Annotated in this window: 14 protein-coding genes; 1 reads left to right on the top strand and 13 read right to left on the bottom strand. The window is 73.3% G+C overall.

Annotation, left to right across the window (positions count from 1 at the left end; all coding sequences use genetic code 11):
* Positions 1-18 precede the first annotated feature (18 nt).
* From aroQ to AB0K43_RS13985, 12 genes are all read right to left on the bottom strand, one after another.
* A complete protein-coding gene (gene aroQ / locus AB0K43_RS14040) occupies positions 19-459 on the bottom strand; it encodes a type II 3-dehydroquinate dehydratase (protein WP_363639263.1) in 441 nt (146 codons plus the stop codon).
* Complete coding sequence (gene aroB / locus AB0K43_RS14035; RefSeq protein WP_363639261.1) at positions 456-1,544, bottom strand: 3-dehydroquinate synthase; 1,089 nt, start codon at positions 1,542-1,544, stop codon at positions 456-458. The genes aroQ and aroB overlap by 4 nt, the downstream gene beginning before the upstream one ends.
* Positions 1,537-2,055 (bottom strand): shikimate kinase, encoded by a 519-nt coding sequence (locus AB0K43_RS14030; RefSeq protein ID WP_363639259.1) that lies wholly within the window; start codon positions 2,053-2,055, stop codon positions 1,537-1,539. Before AB0K43_RS14030 ends, aroB begins: the two co-directional genes overlap by 8 nt.
* A complete protein-coding gene (gene aroC / locus AB0K43_RS14025; RefSeq protein WP_363639257.1) occupies positions 2,052-3,236 on the bottom strand; it encodes a chorismate synthase in 1,185 nt (394 codons plus the stop codon). Before aroC ends, AB0K43_RS14030 begins: the two co-directional genes overlap by 4 nt.
* A 276-nt stretch (positions 3,237-3,512) precedes the next feature.
* Positions 3,513-4,334 carry a shikimate dehydrogenase gene (locus AB0K43_RS14020; protein ID WP_363639255.1) on the bottom strand — a complete coding sequence of 274 codons (822 nt, stop codon included), beginning with the start codon at positions 4,332-4,334 and terminating at the stop codon, positions 3,513-3,515.
* Positions 4,335-4,397: 63 nt separating this feature from the next.
* Complete coding sequence (locus tag AB0K43_RS14015) at positions 4,398-5,210, bottom strand: ATP-binding cassette domain-containing protein (protein ID WP_363639253.1); 813 nt, start codon at positions 5,208-5,210, stop codon at positions 4,398-4,400.
* Positions 5,207-6,922 (bottom strand): endolytic transglycosylase MltG, encoded by a 1,716-nt coding sequence (mltG, locus tag AB0K43_RS14010; protein WP_363639251.1) that lies wholly within the window; start codon positions 6,920-6,922, stop codon positions 5,207-5,209. Before mltG (AB0K43_RS14010) ends, AB0K43_RS14015 begins: the two co-directional genes overlap by 4 nt.
* Before the next feature lie 127 nt (positions 6,923-7,049).
* Entirely contained in the window at positions 7,050-8,234 is a 1,185-nt protein-coding gene (gene mltG / locus AB0K43_RS14005) for an endolytic transglycosylase MltG (RefSeq protein WP_363639249.1), read from the bottom strand.
* Positions 8,235-8,332: 98 nt separating this feature from the next.
* Positions 8,333-8,818, bottom strand: coding sequence for a Holliday junction resolvase RuvX (ruvX, locus tag AB0K43_RS14000; RefSeq protein WP_363639247.1), 486 nt, complete (start codon positions 8,816-8,818; stop codon positions 8,333-8,335).
* Complete coding sequence (alaS, locus tag AB0K43_RS13995; RefSeq protein WP_363639245.1) at positions 8,818-11,487, bottom strand: alanine--tRNA ligase; 2,670 nt, start codon at positions 11,485-11,487, stop codon at positions 8,818-8,820. Before alaS ends, ruvX begins: the two co-directional genes overlap by 1 nt.
* Positions 11,487-11,909 (bottom strand): DUF6167 family protein, encoded by a 423-nt coding sequence (locus tag AB0K43_RS13990; protein WP_363639243.1) that lies wholly within the window; start codon positions 11,907-11,909, stop codon positions 11,487-11,489. The genes alaS and AB0K43_RS13990 overlap by 1 nt, the downstream gene beginning before the upstream one ends.
* A 3-nt stretch (positions 11,910-11,912) precedes the next feature.
* Positions 11,913-12,392 (bottom strand): DUF948 domain-containing protein, encoded by a 480-nt coding sequence (locus AB0K43_RS13985; protein ID WP_363639241.1) that lies wholly within the window; start codon positions 12,390-12,392, stop codon positions 11,913-11,915.
* Between the two features lie 236 nt (positions 12,393-12,628).
* On the opposite strand from AB0K43_RS13985, the gene AB0K43_RS13980 reads away from it, so the two are divergent.
* Positions 12,629-14,800 (top strand): AAA family ATPase, encoded by a 2,172-nt coding sequence (locus AB0K43_RS13980; protein WP_363639239.1) that lies wholly within the window; start codon positions 12,629-12,631, stop codon positions 14,798-14,800.
* A gap of 82 nt (positions 14,801-14,882) precedes the next feature.
* Here the strand turns inward: AB0K43_RS13980 and rpsD are convergent, their stop codons facing one another.
* Positions 14,883-15,497 (bottom strand): 30S ribosomal protein S4, encoded by a 615-nt coding sequence (gene rpsD / locus AB0K43_RS13975; RefSeq protein WP_363639237.1) that lies wholly within the window; start codon positions 15,495-15,497, stop codon positions 14,883-14,885.
* Positions 15,498-15,559 lie beyond the last annotated feature (62 nt).

The raw sequence follows: 15,559 nt of genomic DNA, 5'->3' as shown, positions 1-15,559 counted from the left end.
CGGGCCGATGATCGCACGTCAGCGCGTGGTGAGCTGCTCCGCGAGGGCGCGCAGCGCCAACTCGTAGGATCCGAGGCCGAAGCCGGCGATGGTGCCGGAGGCGACCGCGGCGATGACCGAGTTGTGCCGGAACTCCTCGCGCGCGTACGGGTTGGAGATGTGCACCTCGATCAGCGGCGCGGTCCGCTGGGCGGCCGCGTCGCGCATCGCGTACGAGTAGTGCGTGAAGGCGCCCGGGTTGATCACCACCGGGGTCTGCCGGTCGGCCGCCCAGTGCAGCCACTCCACCATCTGCTGCTCGGAGTTGGTCTCCTTGACCTCGACCTCGAAGCCCAGCTCCTTGCCGAGCGAGGTGCAGCGCTCGACCAGCCCGGCGTAGGAGGTGGCGCCGTAGACGTCCGGCTCCCGGCTGCCGAGCCGGCCGAGGTTGGGGCCGTTGAGCACCAGCACGCGGCTCACCCGGACACCTCCGCGTACGCGCCGACCAGCAGGGACGGGTCCGGGCCCTCCAGGATGGAGGTCTTGCCGAGGCCGTCCAGCACCACGAAGCGCAGCAGGTCGCCGCGCGACTTCTTGTCGATCTTCATGGCGTCCAGCAGCTTGGGCCAGGCGTCCGCGCGGTAGCTCAGCGGCAGGCCGACCGAGCCGAGCACCGCCTTGTGCCGGTCGGCGGTCTCGTCGTCCAACCGGCCGGCCAGCCGGCCGAGTTCGGCGGCGAACACCATGCCGATCGAGATCGCCGCACCGTGCCGCCACTTGTAGCGCTCGTTGCGCTCGATGGCGTGGCCCAGGGTGTGGCCGTAGTTGAGGATCTCCCGGCGGCCGGACTCCTTGAGGTCGCCGGAGACCACGTCGGCCTTGACCTGGATGGCGCGCCGGATCAGCTCCACGGTGTGCGGCCCGGCCGGCGTGGTGGCGCCCTGCGGGTCGGACTCGATCAGGTCGAGGATGGCCGGGTCGGCGATGAAGCCGCACTTGATCACCTCGGCCAGGCCGGAGACGTAGTCGTGCCGGGGCACGGTCTCCAGGGTGCCGAGGTCCGCGAGCACGCCGGCCGGCGGGTGGAAGGCACCGACCATGTTCTTGCCCTCGGCGATGTTGATGCCGGTCTTGCCGCCGACCGCCGCGTCCACCATGCCGAGCAGCGTGGTGGGCATCGAGATCCAGCGCACCCCGCGCAGCCAGGTGGCCGCGACGAAGCCCGCCAGGTCGGTGGTGGCGCCGCCGCCGAGACCCACGATCACATCGCTGCGGGTGAAGCCGGTCTGGCCGAGCACCGACCAGCAGTACGCGGCCACCTCGGCGCTCTTGGCCTCCTCCGCGTTGGGCACCTGGAGCGCGATCGCCTCGTACCCCTCGGCGGCCAGGTCCTCCCGGATCGCCTCGGCGGTGGCCTCCAGGGCCTCCGGGTGGATGATCGCGACCCGCTTGGCCCGGTTGCCGATCAGCGGCGCCAGCTCACCGAGCAGCTGATGCCCGATCAGCACCTCGTACGGGTCGTGGCCGGCGCTGCCGCCGACCCGGATCGTCACGGTGTCAGTCATGGATCTTCAGCTCCAGTGCTTCCAGTACGGCGTCGGCGACCTGCTCGGCCGTACGCCCCTCGGTGTCGACCGCGGCGGTGGAGACCGCCAGGTAGACCGGGCGGCGGACGTCCATCAGCTCGCGCCAGCGGGCCCGCGGGTTGATCGCGAGCAGCGGCCGCGGGGCGTCCAGGCCGACCCGCTTGACGGCGTCCCCGAGCGCCACGTCGAGGAAGACCACCGGCAGGCCGGCCAGCACCTCGCGGGTGGGCTCGGCCATCACCGCGCCGCCACCGAGGGCCAGCACACCGGTGTGGCCCTCGACGGCGGCCCGGACGGCCCGCTGCTCCAGCTCGCGGAAGTGCGGCTCGCCCTCGTCCAGGAAGATCTCCGGGATCGGCTTGCCGGCCAGCGCCTCGATGTCCGCGTCGGTGTCCCGGAAGGCGACCTGGAGCCGGTCGGCCAGCAGCCGCCCGACCGTGCTCTTGCCGGCCCCGGGCGGACCGACCAGCACGACCACCGGTGCGGTCATCGGACGATCAGGTTGTCGAGGTAGCCCTGCACGTTGCGGCGGGTCTCGGAGACGTTGTCGCCGCCGAACTTCTCCGCGACCGCGTCGGCGAGCACCAGCGCGACCATCGCCTCGGCGACGATGCCGGCGGCCGGCACGGCGCAGACGTCCGAGCGCTGGTGGTGCGCCTTGGCGGGCTCACCGGTGCGCACGTCCAGGGTCTGCAGGGCCCGCGGCACCGTCGCGATCGGCTTCATCGCGGCCCGCACCCGCAGCAGCTCGCCGGTGGACAGGCCGCCCTCGGTGCCGCCGGAGCGGCCGGAGGTGCGCTTGACGCCCTCCGGGGTGGGGACGATCTCGTCGTGCGCCTGCGAGCCCGGCACCCGGGCCAGGTCGAAGCCGTCGCCGACCTCGACGCCCTTGATCGCCTGGATGCCCATCAGCGCGGCGGCCAGCCGGGCGTCCAGCCGGCGGTCCCAGTGCACGTGCGAGCCGAGGCCGACCGGCACGCCGTACGCCAGCACCTCGACCACACCGCCCAGGGTGTCGCCGTCCTTGTGCGCCTGGTCGATCTCGGCGACCATCCGCTCGGAGGCGTCCGGGTCCAGGCAGCGCACCGGGTCCGCGTCCAGGCGGGCCTCGTCCGCGGGCAGCGGGTAGACGCCGGCCGGGGCCTTGGCGGCGGCCAGCTCGACCACGTGCGAGACGATCTCGATCCCGCAGGTCTCCTTGAGGTAGGAGCGCGCCACGGCGCCGAGCGCGACCCGGGCCGCGGTCTCCCGGGCGGAGGCGCGCTCCAGGATCGGGCGGGCCTCCTCGATCGAGTACTTCTGCATGCCGGCGAGGTCCGCGTGGCCCGGCCGCGGCCGGGTGAGCGGCTCGTTGCGGGCCAGGTTGGCCAGGATCTCCGGGTCGACCGGGTCGGCCGACATCACCTGCTCCCACTTCGGCCACTCGGTGTTGCCCACCATCACGGCGACCGGGCTGCCCATGGTGAGACCGTGCCGGACACCACCGAGGAAGGTCACCTCGTCCTGCTCGAACTTCATCCGCGCACCGCGGCCGTATCCCAGCCGGCGGCGGGCCAGCGCGTCGGCCACCAGCTCGGTGGTGACCGGCACACCGGCCGGCAGGCCCTCCAGCGTCGCGACCAGAGCGGGGCCGTGCGACTCCCCCGCCGTCAGCCAGCGCAACCTACCCAACGGAGCTCCTTCGTCAGCGGCCCGGACCGCAGCTGCGGGCCGGGCCGGGCGTCTCGTCGGCGGTCCCCGTGCGGGGGCCCGCCCTCCGTCTCCGATCTTTTCATGCCTGGCGGCCCACCGGGTGCACGGTCCGCGTTGCGGACATCGAACATCCGCCCCTTGTCCACCGGCACCCCGTCCGACCTGCGGGATCGCTCCCGCACCCGGCCCGATCCGGCCGAGCCCGCCGCCCGTTCTCAGTCAGGTCCGCACCCCGCCCGGCCCGCTTCGGCCCGCTCAGGCCAGCGCCGCCTCGCCGGCCGCGCGCATCGCCGCCAGCGGGCCGCCGGCCACCCCGGTGAACTGCTCGAACTGCAGGACCGCCTGGTGCACCAGCAGGTCCAGGCCACCCAGCACGGTGGCCCCGTGTGCGGCGCAGGCGGCCGCCAGCGCGGTCGGCCACGGGTGGTACAGGACGTCGAACAGCGCGCCCGGACGCTCCGGGACGGCCGCAGCGAAGGCGTCGGTGGCCCCGACCGGCGTGGTGGAGATGGTCAGCGGCGCGGCCAGCGCCTCGCCCGCCCGGTCCCAGTCGGCCGTCCGGAGGTCCAGCCCGAGCCGCTCGCCGAGCGCCCGCATCTCGGCCGCCCGCTCCGGGCTGCGGACATAGACCGTCACCTCGCCGTCGCAGATCTGGGCCAGCGCCGCCAGCGCGGAGGAGGCGGTCGCCCCGGCCCCCAGCACGGCGGCCGCGCCGACCCGCCGGATGCCCCGCTCGGCGAGCGCGTTGACCAGGCCGGGGATGTCGGTGTTGTCACCGCGCCGGCTCCCGTCCGGGCCGAACACCACGGTGTTCACCGCGTCGACGGAGCGGGCGGTCGCGCTCACCTCGTCCAGCAACGGCATGATCGCCCGCTTCAGCGGCATGGTCAGCGACAGGCCGGCCCACTGTTCGTCGAGCCGCGCCACGAATCCGGGCAGCGCGGCCTCGTCCACCTCGAAGCGGTCGTAGCGCCAGTCGGCCAGCCCCAGCGCGGCATACCCGGCCCGGTGCAGCGCCGGGGAGAGCGAGTGCGCGATCGGCGAGCCGAGTACGGCCGCCCTGTGCTGCGTGGTCACGGACCTGGTCACCTTTCGCCGGGGATCACCGGGCACGGAGATCACCGAGAACGATAGCGGCCGTCAGCGCGCCGGCGTCCGGGCGGCCGCCCGGGCCGCCCACCGGCCCTCGGCGCGGGTGATCAGGATCGGGTGCCGGAAGCACGCGCTGACCAGCTCGGTGGTGAGCACCTCGGCCACCGGCCCGGCGGCGACCGTCTCGCCGTCGCGCAGCAGCAAGGCGTGCGTGGTGCTCGCCGGCAGCTCCTCCAGATGGTGCGTGACCAGCACGCTCGCCAGCTCGGGATGGTGCAGCCGCAGGTCGTCCAGGCTGGCCAGCAGTTGCTCGCGCGCGGTCAGGTCCAGCCCGGTGGCGGGCTCGTCCAGCAGGAGCAGCCGCGGCGCGGGCATCAGCGCCCGGGCGATCAGGGCCCGGCCGCGCTCGCCCTGGGAGAGCGTCGGCCAGGGGGCCTCGGCCCGGTGCCCGATACCCAGCGTCGCGATCAGCGCCTCGGCGTGCGCGGCCTGCTCGGCGGTGGGCCGCCAGCGCGGGAACAGCTCGATGCTGTTGGTCACCCCGGTCAGCACCACCTGGCGCACCGTCAGCGGCGAGCGCAGCGGATGCCGCGGGTTCACGTGCCCCAGGTACGAGCGCAGCTCCCGCAGATCCACCCGCCCCAGCTGCCGCCCGAGCACCCGCACCTCGCCGCGGGTCGGGTGGCTGACCGCGCCGAGCAGCGCGAGCAGCGTGGTCTTGCCGGCCCCGTTGGCGCCGAGCACGGCCCAGTGCTCGCCGGGCAGCACGGTCAGCGAGACCTCGCGCAGCAGGTACCGGCCGTCGCGGACCACGTCGACCCGCTCGGCGTGCAGCAGCGGGTCGGCGTGGTGCGAACTCACTTGCACATGCCCGCGCTCTCGTCGAAGCCCTGGTTGTGGGCGGTGCAGTAGTCCTTGACGTCCTTCTTGAAGTCCTCGAAGGTGACCGCGAAGCGGGTCTCCTTCGCCGAGAGCGCCACGAAGTACGCCCAGTCGCCCGGCGTCGGGTTGAGCACCGCCTGGATCGCCTCGTCGCCCGGGTTGGCGATCGGGGTGGGCGGCAGGCCCTTGTTGACGTAGGTGTTGTACGGGCTCTTGTCCCCGTCCTTCTCCGCGACGGTGAACTTGGTCCGCCCCAGCTTGTACTGCAGCGTGGTGTCCAGCTGGAGCTTGCCCTGGGTGGCCTGCGTGTTCAGCCGGTTGTAGAGGACCCGCGCGATCTTCCCGAAGTCCGCGTCGTTGTTGCCCTCGGCCTGCAGGATGCTGGCCTCGATGAGCACCTCGTACCCGCTCTTGAGGCCGATCTTCTGGGCGCCCTCGTCCAGCTTGAGGTCCTGGAGGTGCTGGACGGCCGTGGAGACCATCTGCTTCAGCAGCTCCTCGGGCTTCATCCCCTCGGCGATCGAGTACCGGGTGGGGAAGAGGAAGCCCTCGGGGTTGCCCTGGGCGTAGGGCGGCAGCCCGAGCGCGGCGACCTGGGTCTTGGCGACGTTGGCCGTGGTGCCGGCCGGCAGCTTGAGCTTGCCGTCGATCAGCACGTAGATGTCCGAGGCCTTCTTTCCCTCGGGCACGACCAGCACGTTGCCGCCGGCCGAGTCCACCAGGTACTTCACGGCGGCCTCGGCGGACATCTGGTGGTGCAGGGTGAAGAAGCCCGGCTGGATGGTGCCGGCCTTGGGGTTCTTGTTGAAGGCCGCGATGAAGGCGTCGGTGCTCTTCACCACGTCGGCCTCCTTGAGCGTCGCACCCATCGCGGCGCCGGAGCCCGGCTTGATCTCGACGTTGACCGAGCCGCTGCCCTCGCCGGCGTAGTCCGGCGGCGGCCCGAAGTGGCTCTGGTAGAAGCCGTAGCCCCACCAGGCGGCGCCGGTCGCACCGCCGAGCAGCACCAGGGCGACCACCAGGCAGGCGCCGCGGTTGCGGCGGCCGGCCTTCTTGCCCTTCTCCTTGCGCTTGCGCTCGGCGTCCCGGGAGGTGTCCTCCTCGTCGGCGCCGAAGAACGACTCGTCCTCGGCCGCCGCGGGCTCCTGGTAGCCGAGGTCGCCCTCGTCCTCCCAGAGCTCGGCCTCGGGCTCGGCCGGCGGGGCGTCCAGCGCGGCGGCCTCGGCCTCCCAGTCGATCCCGTCCGGGCCGGGGCCGGAGGGCTGCGGCTGCACGGGCTGTTGCTGCTGCGGCGGCATCGGCCGCTGCTGCTGCACCACCTGCTGCGGGTGCTGCTGGTAGCCCTGCTGGGGCGGCTGCTGGTACACCGGCGCCTGCGGCTGGCCGTACTGCGGCTGCGCGTAGCCCTGCTGCTGGCCACCGTACGGGCCGCCCTGCTGCGGCCAACCCTGCTGCGGTTGCTGCGGCTGGGGCTGCTGCGGCTGCTGCTGGGGGTAGCCCTGCTGCTGGCCGCCGTACGGCCCGCCCTGCGGGTACCCCTGCTGCTGCCCGTACGGGCCGCCCTGCGGGTGCTGCTGCTGCCAGGCGCCCGGCTGGCCACCGGACTGGGGCTGCGGTCCGTCGCCGCCCGGGGAACCGGGGTACCACGGCTGCTCGCCCTGGGGGCGGTAGCCCCCACCCAGATCAGTCATCGATCCCCTTAAAGCGTCCCTGCGACTGTGGCGAACCGCAGACGTATCGAACCGGCGTGCTAGGGACACGCCCGAAAGGAGACGTTACCGTACCGCAGCGTAGCCCCCGGCCGGGTGCCCGCGGCCCTCACGGTGCGGACGGCGCAGGTGAGGAGGGATGCTGCGCGCTGTAGGCGTTGAAGTCCGCGACGTTCTTCAGGTGCTGTTCGGGACTGTCCGTGAACCTGGTGTCCCCGGGGCTGACCGTCACGAAGTAGATCCAGTCCCCCTCCGCGGGGTGGGTGGCCGCGCGCAGGCCGTCCCGGCCGGGGTTGCCGATCGGTCCGGGCGGCAGGCCCTTGTGCAGGTAGGTGTTGTAGGGCGAGTCGAGCCGGGTGTCGGTGGCGGTGGTGGTGAGGGTGGAGCGGCCGAGCGCGTAGTTGATGGTGGAGTCGAGCTGCAGCGGCATGCCCTTGGCCAGCCGGTTGTAGATCACCCGGGCCACCTTGGCCATGTCGTCCGGGTTGTCCGCCTCCGCCTCGGCGAGGCTGGCCACGATCAGCGTCTGGTAGGCGGACTGCCCCTCGATCGCCACCACGCCATTGGCCTCGGCGGCCTTCTCGGCCTCCTTCACCATCTGCTGGAGCAGCCCGAAGGGGGTGGTCTCGCCGGTGATCGGGTAGGTCGACGGGAACAGGTAGCCCTCGGGGTTGCCGTGCGCGTCGGCCGGCAGGCCGAGCTCGCCGGAGCGCTGCTGGACGACCGCCTGGGTGGTGCCGGCCGGCAGGTTCAGCCGGGCGTCCACGGCCGCGTAGATCTGCATGGTCCGGCGGCCCTCCGGGATGGTCAGCGCGTTGGCGTTGCCCGGGTCGAGCAGCACGTTCAGCGCCGCGGCCGCCGACATCCGCTTGCGCAGGGTGTACGTGCCGGGCTGGATCCGGTTGCCCGCCGGGCTCTTGGCGGCGGCCTCGGTGAAGGCCCGGGTGCTGGCCACCACGCCGTCCTTGACCAGCACCTGGCCGATCTGGGTCAAGGTGGCGCCCTGGCTGACCGAGACCTGGACGGTGCCGCTCCCGTTGCCGGTGAAGTCGGCCGCCGGCGGCCGGCCCTTCGGCCACAGCAGGTAGCCCGCCAGCAGCACCGTGCTGACCACCGTGAACAGCGCCACCGCCGTGAGCAGGCAGGCCAGCCCGGTGTGCCGGCGACGCGGGTCCGGCGGCTGCGGCGGCTCCCCGCCGAGCGGCACGTACGGCTCCGGATCCAGCACGGGCGCGCCGAGGTGACCGGGCGTGAGACCGGGAGTGAGACCGGGGGTGATGAACGGGTCGGTCACGGGAGCCCTCGGGTCGGCGGCAGGCGGCGGGGGACGGCAAGGGGCCCGTACGGACTCGCGTCCGCACGGGCCCCAACCCGCACGCTAGGCCAGGCCGATCAGCTGACCGGTTCGACGCTCTCACCAGGAGCGCGTCCGCTCACCCGTTCGGTCTCCAGGGCGCTCTGCAGGATCACCACGGCGGCGGCCTGGTCGATCACCGAGCGGCCCTTCTTGCTGCTCCGCCCGGAGGCGCGCAGCCCCTGGCTGGCGGTGACGGTGGTCATCCGCTCGTCCACCAGCCGGACGGAGACCGGGGCGACCAGCGCCGCCAGCCGCCCGGCGTACGCCCGGACCTTGGCCGCGGCCGGCCCCTCCTTGCCGCTCAGCGAGCGGGGGAGGCCGACCACGATCTCGATCGCGTCGTACTCCTCGGCGATCTCCTTGAGCCGGGCCTGGGACCGGCCGCCGGCCGGGACGGTCTCCACCGGGGTGGCGATCAGCCCGTCAGGGTCGCAGGACGCGACCCCGATCCGGGCGTCACCCACGTCGACGGCGATCCGGCGGCCGCGGCGGAAGACCTTCTCCGGCTGCTGCTCCTCCATCAGGCGGCGCGCTCCGCCACCAGGGCGCGGACGGCGGCGATCGCCTGGTCCACGGCACCGGCGTCGGTGCCGCCGCCCTGGGCCACGTCGTCCTTGCCGCCACCGCCGCCGCCGAGCGCCTTGGCGGCGGCCCGGACCAGCTCACCGGCCTTGGCGCCGCGCGAGCGGGCGTCCTCGTTGGTGGCGATCACGGTCAGCGGGCGGCCGTTCGCCACGGTGAAGGCGGCGACCACGGCCGGCCGGGAGCCGAGCCGGGAGCGGACGTCGAGGACCAGCTTGCGCAGGTCGTCGGCGCCGGTTCCGTCCGCCACCCGGGCGGCGACCACGGCCACCCCGCGGACGTCCTCGGCCGCGTCGGCGAGGCCCGCCGCGGCGGCGAGCACCTTCTCGGCGCGGAAGCGCTCGATCTCCTTCTCGGCGTCCTTGAGCTTGGCGAGCATGCCCGAGATCTTCTCCGGCAGCTCCTCCGGACGGCCCTTGACCAGCTCCTGGAGCTGCGCGACCACGGTGTGCTCGCGGGCCAGGAACTTGTAGGCGTCGACGCCGACCAGCGCCTCGACCCGGCGCACGCCGGAGCCGATCGAGGACTCGCCGAGCAGCTTCACCAGGCCCAGCTGGGCGGTGTTGCCGACGTGCGTGCCACCGCACAGCTCCTTGGAGAAGTCGCCGATGGTGACCACCCGCACGGCGTCGCCGTACTTCTCGCCGAACATCGCGATGGCGCCGGCCTTGCGGGCCTGGTCCATCGTCATCACCTCGGCGGTGACCTCCAGCTCGCGGGTCAGCACCTCGTTGATCTTCTGCTCGACGTCGGTCAGCACGCTGCCGGGCACGGCGGCGGGCGAGCCGAAGTCGAAGCGGAAGCGGCCCGGCGCGTTCTCCGAACCGGCCTGGGCGGCCGTCGGGCCGAGCGCGTCGCGCAGCGCCTGGTGGGTCAGGTGGGTCGCCGAGTGGGCCCGCGAGACGGCCCGGCGGCGGTCGGTGTCGATGGTGGCGTACGCGGACGAGCCGAGCACCACCTCACCGAACAGCACCCCGCCGGAGTGCACGACCACGCCCGGCACCGGCTGCTGGACGTCGCGGATCTCGACCACCGCGCCGGAGTCCAGCCGGATCCGGCCGTGGTCGGCGAGCTGGCCGCCGCCCTCGGCGTAGAACGGGGTGCGGTCGAGGATGATCTCCACCTCGTCGCCCTCGGTGGCGACCGGCGCGGGGACGCCGTCCACCAGCAGGCCGACCACGGTGGCCTCGCCCTCGGTGGCGTTGTAGCCGGTGAAGACGCTGGCGCCCGCCTTGTCCGCCACCTCGCGGTAGGCGGCCACGTCGGCGTGGCCCATCTTCTTGGCCTTGGCGTCGGCCTTGGCCCGGTCGCGCTGCTCCTGCATCAGGCGGCGGAACCCGGCCTCGTCCACCTGGAGGCCCTGCTCCTCGGCCATCTCCAGGGTCAGGTCGATCGGGAAGCCGTAGGTGTCGTGCAGCTTGAAGGCCTGGTCGCCGGAGAGCACCGCGCCGCCGGACTGCTTGGTCTCGGTGACGGCCGCGTCCAGCAGGTTGGTGCCGCTGCGCAGGGTCTGCAGGAACGCGGTCTCCTCGGCGACCGCGACCGTCTCGATCCGCTTGCGGTCGGCCTCCAGCTCCGGGTACTGCGGGCCCATCGCCTTGATGGTGACGTCGGTGAGCTCCTTGGCCACCTGCCCGGTGGCGCCGAGCAGCCGCATGTTGCGGATGGCGCGGCGCAGGATGCGGCGCAGCACGTAGCCGCGGCCCTCGTTGCCGGGGGTGACGCCGTCGCCGATCAGCATGATCGCGGTGCGGAAGTGGTCGGTGACCACGCGCAGCGAGACGTCCGACCGGTGGTCGGCGCCGTAGGCGTGGCCGGTCAGCTCGGCCGCCCGGTCGAGGATCATCCGGCTGGTGTCGATCTCGAAGAGGTTGTCGACGCCCTGCAGGATGGCGGCCAGGCGCTCCAGGCCGAGGCCGGTGTCGATGTTCTTGCTGGGCAGGTCGCCCAGGATCTCGAAACCGTCCTTGCCGTCACCGTGGCCGCGCTCGTACTGCATGAAGACCAGGTTCCAGATCTCCAGGTAGCGCTCGCCGTTGACCGCCGGGCCGCCCTCCTCGCCGTAGGCGGGGCCGCGGTCGTAGTTGATCTCCGAGCACGGGCCGCACGGGCCGGGGACGCCCATCGACCAGAAGTTGTCCTTCATCCCGAGCCGCTGGATGCGCTCGGCCGGGACGCCGATGACGTCCCGCCAGATCTTCTCGGCCTCGTCGTCGTCCTTGTAGACGGTGATCCAGAGCTTCTCCTGCTCCAGGCCGTAGCCGCCGTCGGCGACGGGAGCGGTGAGCAGCTCCCACGCCGACTTGATGGCGCCTTCCTTGAAGTAGTCGCCGAAGGAGAAGTTCCCGCACATCTGGAAGAACGAGCCGTGCCGGGTGGTCTTGCCGACCTCTTCGATGTCCAGGGTGCGCACGCACTTCTGCACGCTGGTGGCACGCGTGAACGGCGGCTTCACCTCGCCGAGGAAGTACGGCTTGAAGGGCACCATGCCGGCGTTCACCAGCAGCAGGGTGGGGTCATCGGCGACCAGCGACGCCGACGGAACGACGGTGTGGCCGCGCTCCTCGAAGAAGCGCAGCCAGCGGCGGCGGATCTCTGCCGACTCCATCAGTGGTCCTTCCGGTTGGGGCCTCCCGGCAGCTCGTCGAGCCGGCGGGAGGGCGAATCAAGGGCTTGGGGGGTGGTGCGGGTACTGCGCGACGGGGGCAGGGCGGCGGCCGGGGAGCCCGGGGCCGCCGAGATAGCTCGGTACGTCGGCTCGCCGCGCAGCGGGGCCCGCCGGCGCGGCGGCTCGACCACCGCGGTGCCGTCCAGACCGAGGTCGGCGCGCAACTGCTCCTCGCGCTCGGCCATCCCGGCGCGGACGTCCCGGGCGAAGCGCTTGGCGGCGTCGCCCAGGTGCAGGGCGCCGCGCGCGGCGGTGCCCGACAGACTGTCAGGGGTGAGCCGGTGGACGGCCTCGTTGGCCTTGTTCATGGCCCAGACGGTGGCACCCGCGCCGACCGCCATCCAGAAGATGCGACGAACCATGGTTCAGCCCCTCACGGCTCGCCGGACCCGGCCGAGCAGGCCGCCGCCGCGCGGCGCGGCGGCGGCCCGCACCTCGGCGCGGATCAGCTTCGCCAGCGCCTCGCGCTCCGCCGCCTGCTGCGGCAGCGTCACCGTGCCCTGCTGCTTGCTGACGGCCTTTCGGACGCCGTAGCTGAAGGCCGCGACCTTGACCAGCGGGCCGCCGATGGTGGCGGCGACGGTCGAGGAGAGCGCGTTGGCGTTGGCGGCGGCGTCCTGCACGTTGGCGGTGATCTCGTCCACCCGCTCCAACTGCTCGTTGGCGCTGCGCACGGCGGTGCCCGCGTCGACCAGCAGCGGCACGGCCTGCTCGGTCACGGCGGCGACCAGGACGGTGGCCTCCCGGAGCACCCGCGACAGCCGTACCAGGACGACGGCGAGCAGCGTGACCAGCACCGCCCAGAAGACGGCCACCAGCAGGCCGGCCAGCTCTCCCACGGACACCGGTGCGCTCCCTCGCCTTGCCTCTTCAGCGGATCTTCCTCAAAGGTGAACCCTATCGCGGCCGACCGGCTTCCCCCGACCGGCTTTCCGGGAGCCGGGGCCGCCGGTGGCCCGGGCAGCGGTCCTGGTGGCCGGCGTGACCTCGGGCCGACCGTGTCGTTGGGCCGGGTGGGCCCGTGCAGCGCGGGTCGCAGGGGTTGTCCGGGGTGTCGGTCCGGCCAGACAGGGGGCGGCAGTTGACCAGTGAGCCGACGGCGGCGCGGGGCGGGGCCCCGGCAGGCCGGCTGCCCGCCGACGTGACCAGTTTCGTCGGGCGGCGCGCGGAGCTGGCCGCGCTGGCCGGCCTGCTGGAGTCGGCCCGGCTGGTGACGGTCACCGGGCCCGGCGGGGTCGGCAAGACCCGGCTGGCGCTGCGCGGTGCCGCCGAGGCCGATCGGGCCGGTCTCTTCCCGGACGGCGCCTGGCCGGCCGAGGTGAGCACGGTGCGCGACCCGCTGCTGCTCGGCCACGCGGTGCTGAACGCGCTCGGGCTGACCGACGCCACCGCCCGTCCGCCCGTGGAGGTGCTGGTCGAGCGGCTGGCCGACCGCCGGCTGCTGCTGGTGCTGGACGGCTGCGAGCACCTGGTCGGCCCGTGCGCCGAGCTGGTCGACACCCTGCTGCGGGCCGCCCCCGGGGTGCGGGTGCTGGCCACCAGCCGGCAGGCGCTGGGCTCGGCCGGCGAGCACCTGCTGCCGGTCGCCCCGCTGCCGGTGGAGCCGACGCCCGGCGGCGGGCCGGCCGAGGCCGTCGCGCTGTTCGTCGACCGGGCGGCGGCCGTGCTGCCCGGATTCGAGCTGACCGAGGGCAACCGGGCCGAGGTGGCCCTGCTCTGCCGCCGGCTGGACGGCATCCCGCTGGCGGTGGAGCTGGCCGCCGGCCGGCTGCGCGCGCTGTCGGTGGCCCAGCTCAACCTGCGCCTGGACGACCGCTTCCGGCTGCTCACCGGCGGCGTCCGGACGGCTCCGCTGCGGCACCGGACGCTGCGCACCGCGATCGGCTGGAGCCACGAACTCTGCACCATGAAGGAACGTTTGCTCTGGGCCCGGCTCTCGGTCTTCGCCGGTGCGTTCGACCTGGACGCCGCGGAGTACCTCTGCGCGGGCGAGGGCATCGAGGCCGAGGACCTGCTGGAGCTGATCGGCGAGCTGGTCGGCAAGTCGGTGCTGCTCCGTGAGGAGGGCCCGAACGGCGTCCGGTTCCGGATGCTCGACACGCTGCGCGAGTACGGCGGGCAGTGGCTGCGGGCCGGCGGCGAGCAGCACCGGCTGCTGCGCCGGCACCGCGACTGGTACCTGGGGGTGGCGACCTGGGGCGAGGTGGAGTGGTTCGGCCCGCGCCAGGCCGAGACCGCCGAGCGCACCAGGCTCGCCCACCCCAACCTGCGCGCCGCGCTGGAGTTCTCGCTGGGCGAGCCCGGCGAGGAGCAGCTCGCCCTGGTGCTGGCCGGCACGCTGTGGTTCTACTGGGTCGGCTCCGGCCACCTCGGCGAGGGCCGGCACTGGCTGGACCGCGCGCTCGCGCTGGCCCCCGAGCCCACCGAGGCCCGGGCCAAGGCGCTCTGGGTGACCGGCTACATGGCGATCCTGCAAGGCGACCTGGCCCGGGCCCTCCCCGCGCTGGAGGAGTGCCGCCGGCAGGCGCTGGCCACCGGCGACGACCGGGCACTGGCGTACGCGGTGCACCGGCAGGGCTGCGCGGCGCTGATCGGCGACGCCCCGGAGCGGGCGGCCGAGCTGTTCGAGGAGGCGCTCTGGCACTACAACGCGCTCGGCGAGCTCAACAGCAACGTCCTGATGGCCATGTTCGAGCTGGGCATGGCGTACCTGTTCCTCGGTGACGGCGACAGCGGCGAGGTGTGGATCGACCGGGTGCGCGAGCTGGCCGAGGAGCACGGCGAGCAGTGGGCGTACGCCTACGCCCTGTACGCGCTGGCCTACGCCCGCTGGTCGGTCGGCGAGGTGCGGCGCGCCCGGGCCTACGCCCGGGAGTGCGTCCGGCTGAACCACCTGTTCCGCGACCTGCTGGGGATCGTGCTGGCGATGGACGTGCTGGCCCTGCTGGAGACCGAGGGCCCGGACGGCGACCTGGTCGAGGCGCGGGTGCTGCAGGGCGCGGCGCACCGGATCTGGCAGGCGGTCGGGAAGCCCTTCTTCGGCTCCCGCTCGTTCAACGGGCCGCACCTGGAGTGCGAGCAGCGGGCCCGGGACGGCCTGACCGACCAGGAGTTCCACGAGGCGTTCCGGCTGGGCGGGCTGCTCGATCTGGACGCGGCCGTCTCCCGGGCGCTGGGCCGCGGCGGCCGGCCCGGCCCGGAGGGCCTGCCGGGTCCGCGTCCGGTGCGGCCGTCCCCGGTGCCGACCGGGTGAGCCGCAGCGCGGGCGGCCCGCGGAAAGGGCCGAGCCCCGCAGCCGGCAGGCTGCGGGGCTCGGTGTGGTACTCGCTCGCGGGTCAGCGCGAGTAGTACTCGACGACCAGCTGCTCGTCGCAGATCACGGGGATCTCGCGACGCTGCGGCTGGCGGTCCAGGCGGAAGGCCAGGGCCTTCAGGTTGACCTCGAGGTACTTCGGGGTCTGGCCCTCGCCGGCGTTGCCGCCCTCGCGAGCCACCTGGAAGGGGGTCTTCTCCTTGGACTTGTCCTTGACGGTGACGACAAAGCCCGGCTTCAGCTGGAACGACGGCTTGTTGACCTTGCCGCCGTTGACCTCGATGTGGCCGTGCACGACCATCTGACGGGCCTGGTAGATGGTGCGGGCGATGCCCGAACGCAGGACCAGGGCGTCGAGGCGGGTCTCCAGCTCGGCGATGAGCGCCTCGCCGGTCTTGCCCTCGACCTTCTTGGCACGGTCGAAGGCCCGCGCCATCTGCTTCTCGCTCAGGTCGTACTGCGCGCGCAGACGCTGCTTCTCGGTCAGACGGACCTTGTAGTCAGAGTTCTGCTTGCGGCCACGGCCGTGCTGGCCGGGCGGGTACGGGCGGGCCTCGAAGTACTTGACGGACTTCGGGGTCAGCGGGATACCAAGGGCACGAGCGATCTTGACCTTGGGACGCTTCTGGTTCGCCATGAACCAAACCTTCCTTGCTTTTCGAATACGGCTTCACCAGGTGTTGACGGAGGTCGCTCCTC

The sequence above is a fragment of the Kitasatospora sp. NPDC049258 genome, from assembly GCF_040678895.1.
Taxonomy (GTDB): Bacteria; Actinomycetota; Actinomycetes; order Streptomycetales; family Streptomycetaceae; genus Kitasatospora.
The sequence above is the reverse complement of the archived record's forward strand: the minus strand, read 5'-3'. Positions and strand labels throughout refer to the sequence as shown.

Coding starts and splice junctions, on each gene's coding strand:
- aroB (WP_363639261.1), bottom strand. CDS start 1,544: ATGACTGACACCGTGACGATCCGGGTCGGCGGCAGCGCCGGCCACGAC.
- AB0K43_RS14030 (WP_363639259.1), bottom strand. CDS start 2,055: ATGACCGCACCGGTGGTCGTGCTGGTCGGTCCGCCCGGGGCCGGCAAG.
- mltG (WP_363639251.1), bottom strand. CDS start 6,922: ATGACTGATCTGGGTGGGGGCTACCGCCCCCAGGGCGAGCAGCCGTGG.
- ruvX (WP_363639247.1), bottom strand. CDS start 8,818: ATGGAGGAGCAGCAGCCGGAGAAGGTCTTCCGCCGCGGCCGCCGGATC.
- alaS (WP_363639245.1), bottom strand. CDS start 11,487: ATGGAGTCGGCAGAGATCCGCCGCCGCTGGCTGCGCTTCTTCGAGGAG.
- AB0K43_RS13990 (WP_363639243.1), bottom strand. CDS start 11,909: ATGGTTCGTCGCATCTTCTGGATGGCGGTCGGCGCGGGTGCCACCGTC.
- rpsD (WP_363639237.1), bottom strand. CDS start 15,497: ATGGCGAACCAGAAGCGTCCCAAGGTCAAGATCGCTCGTGCCCTTGGT.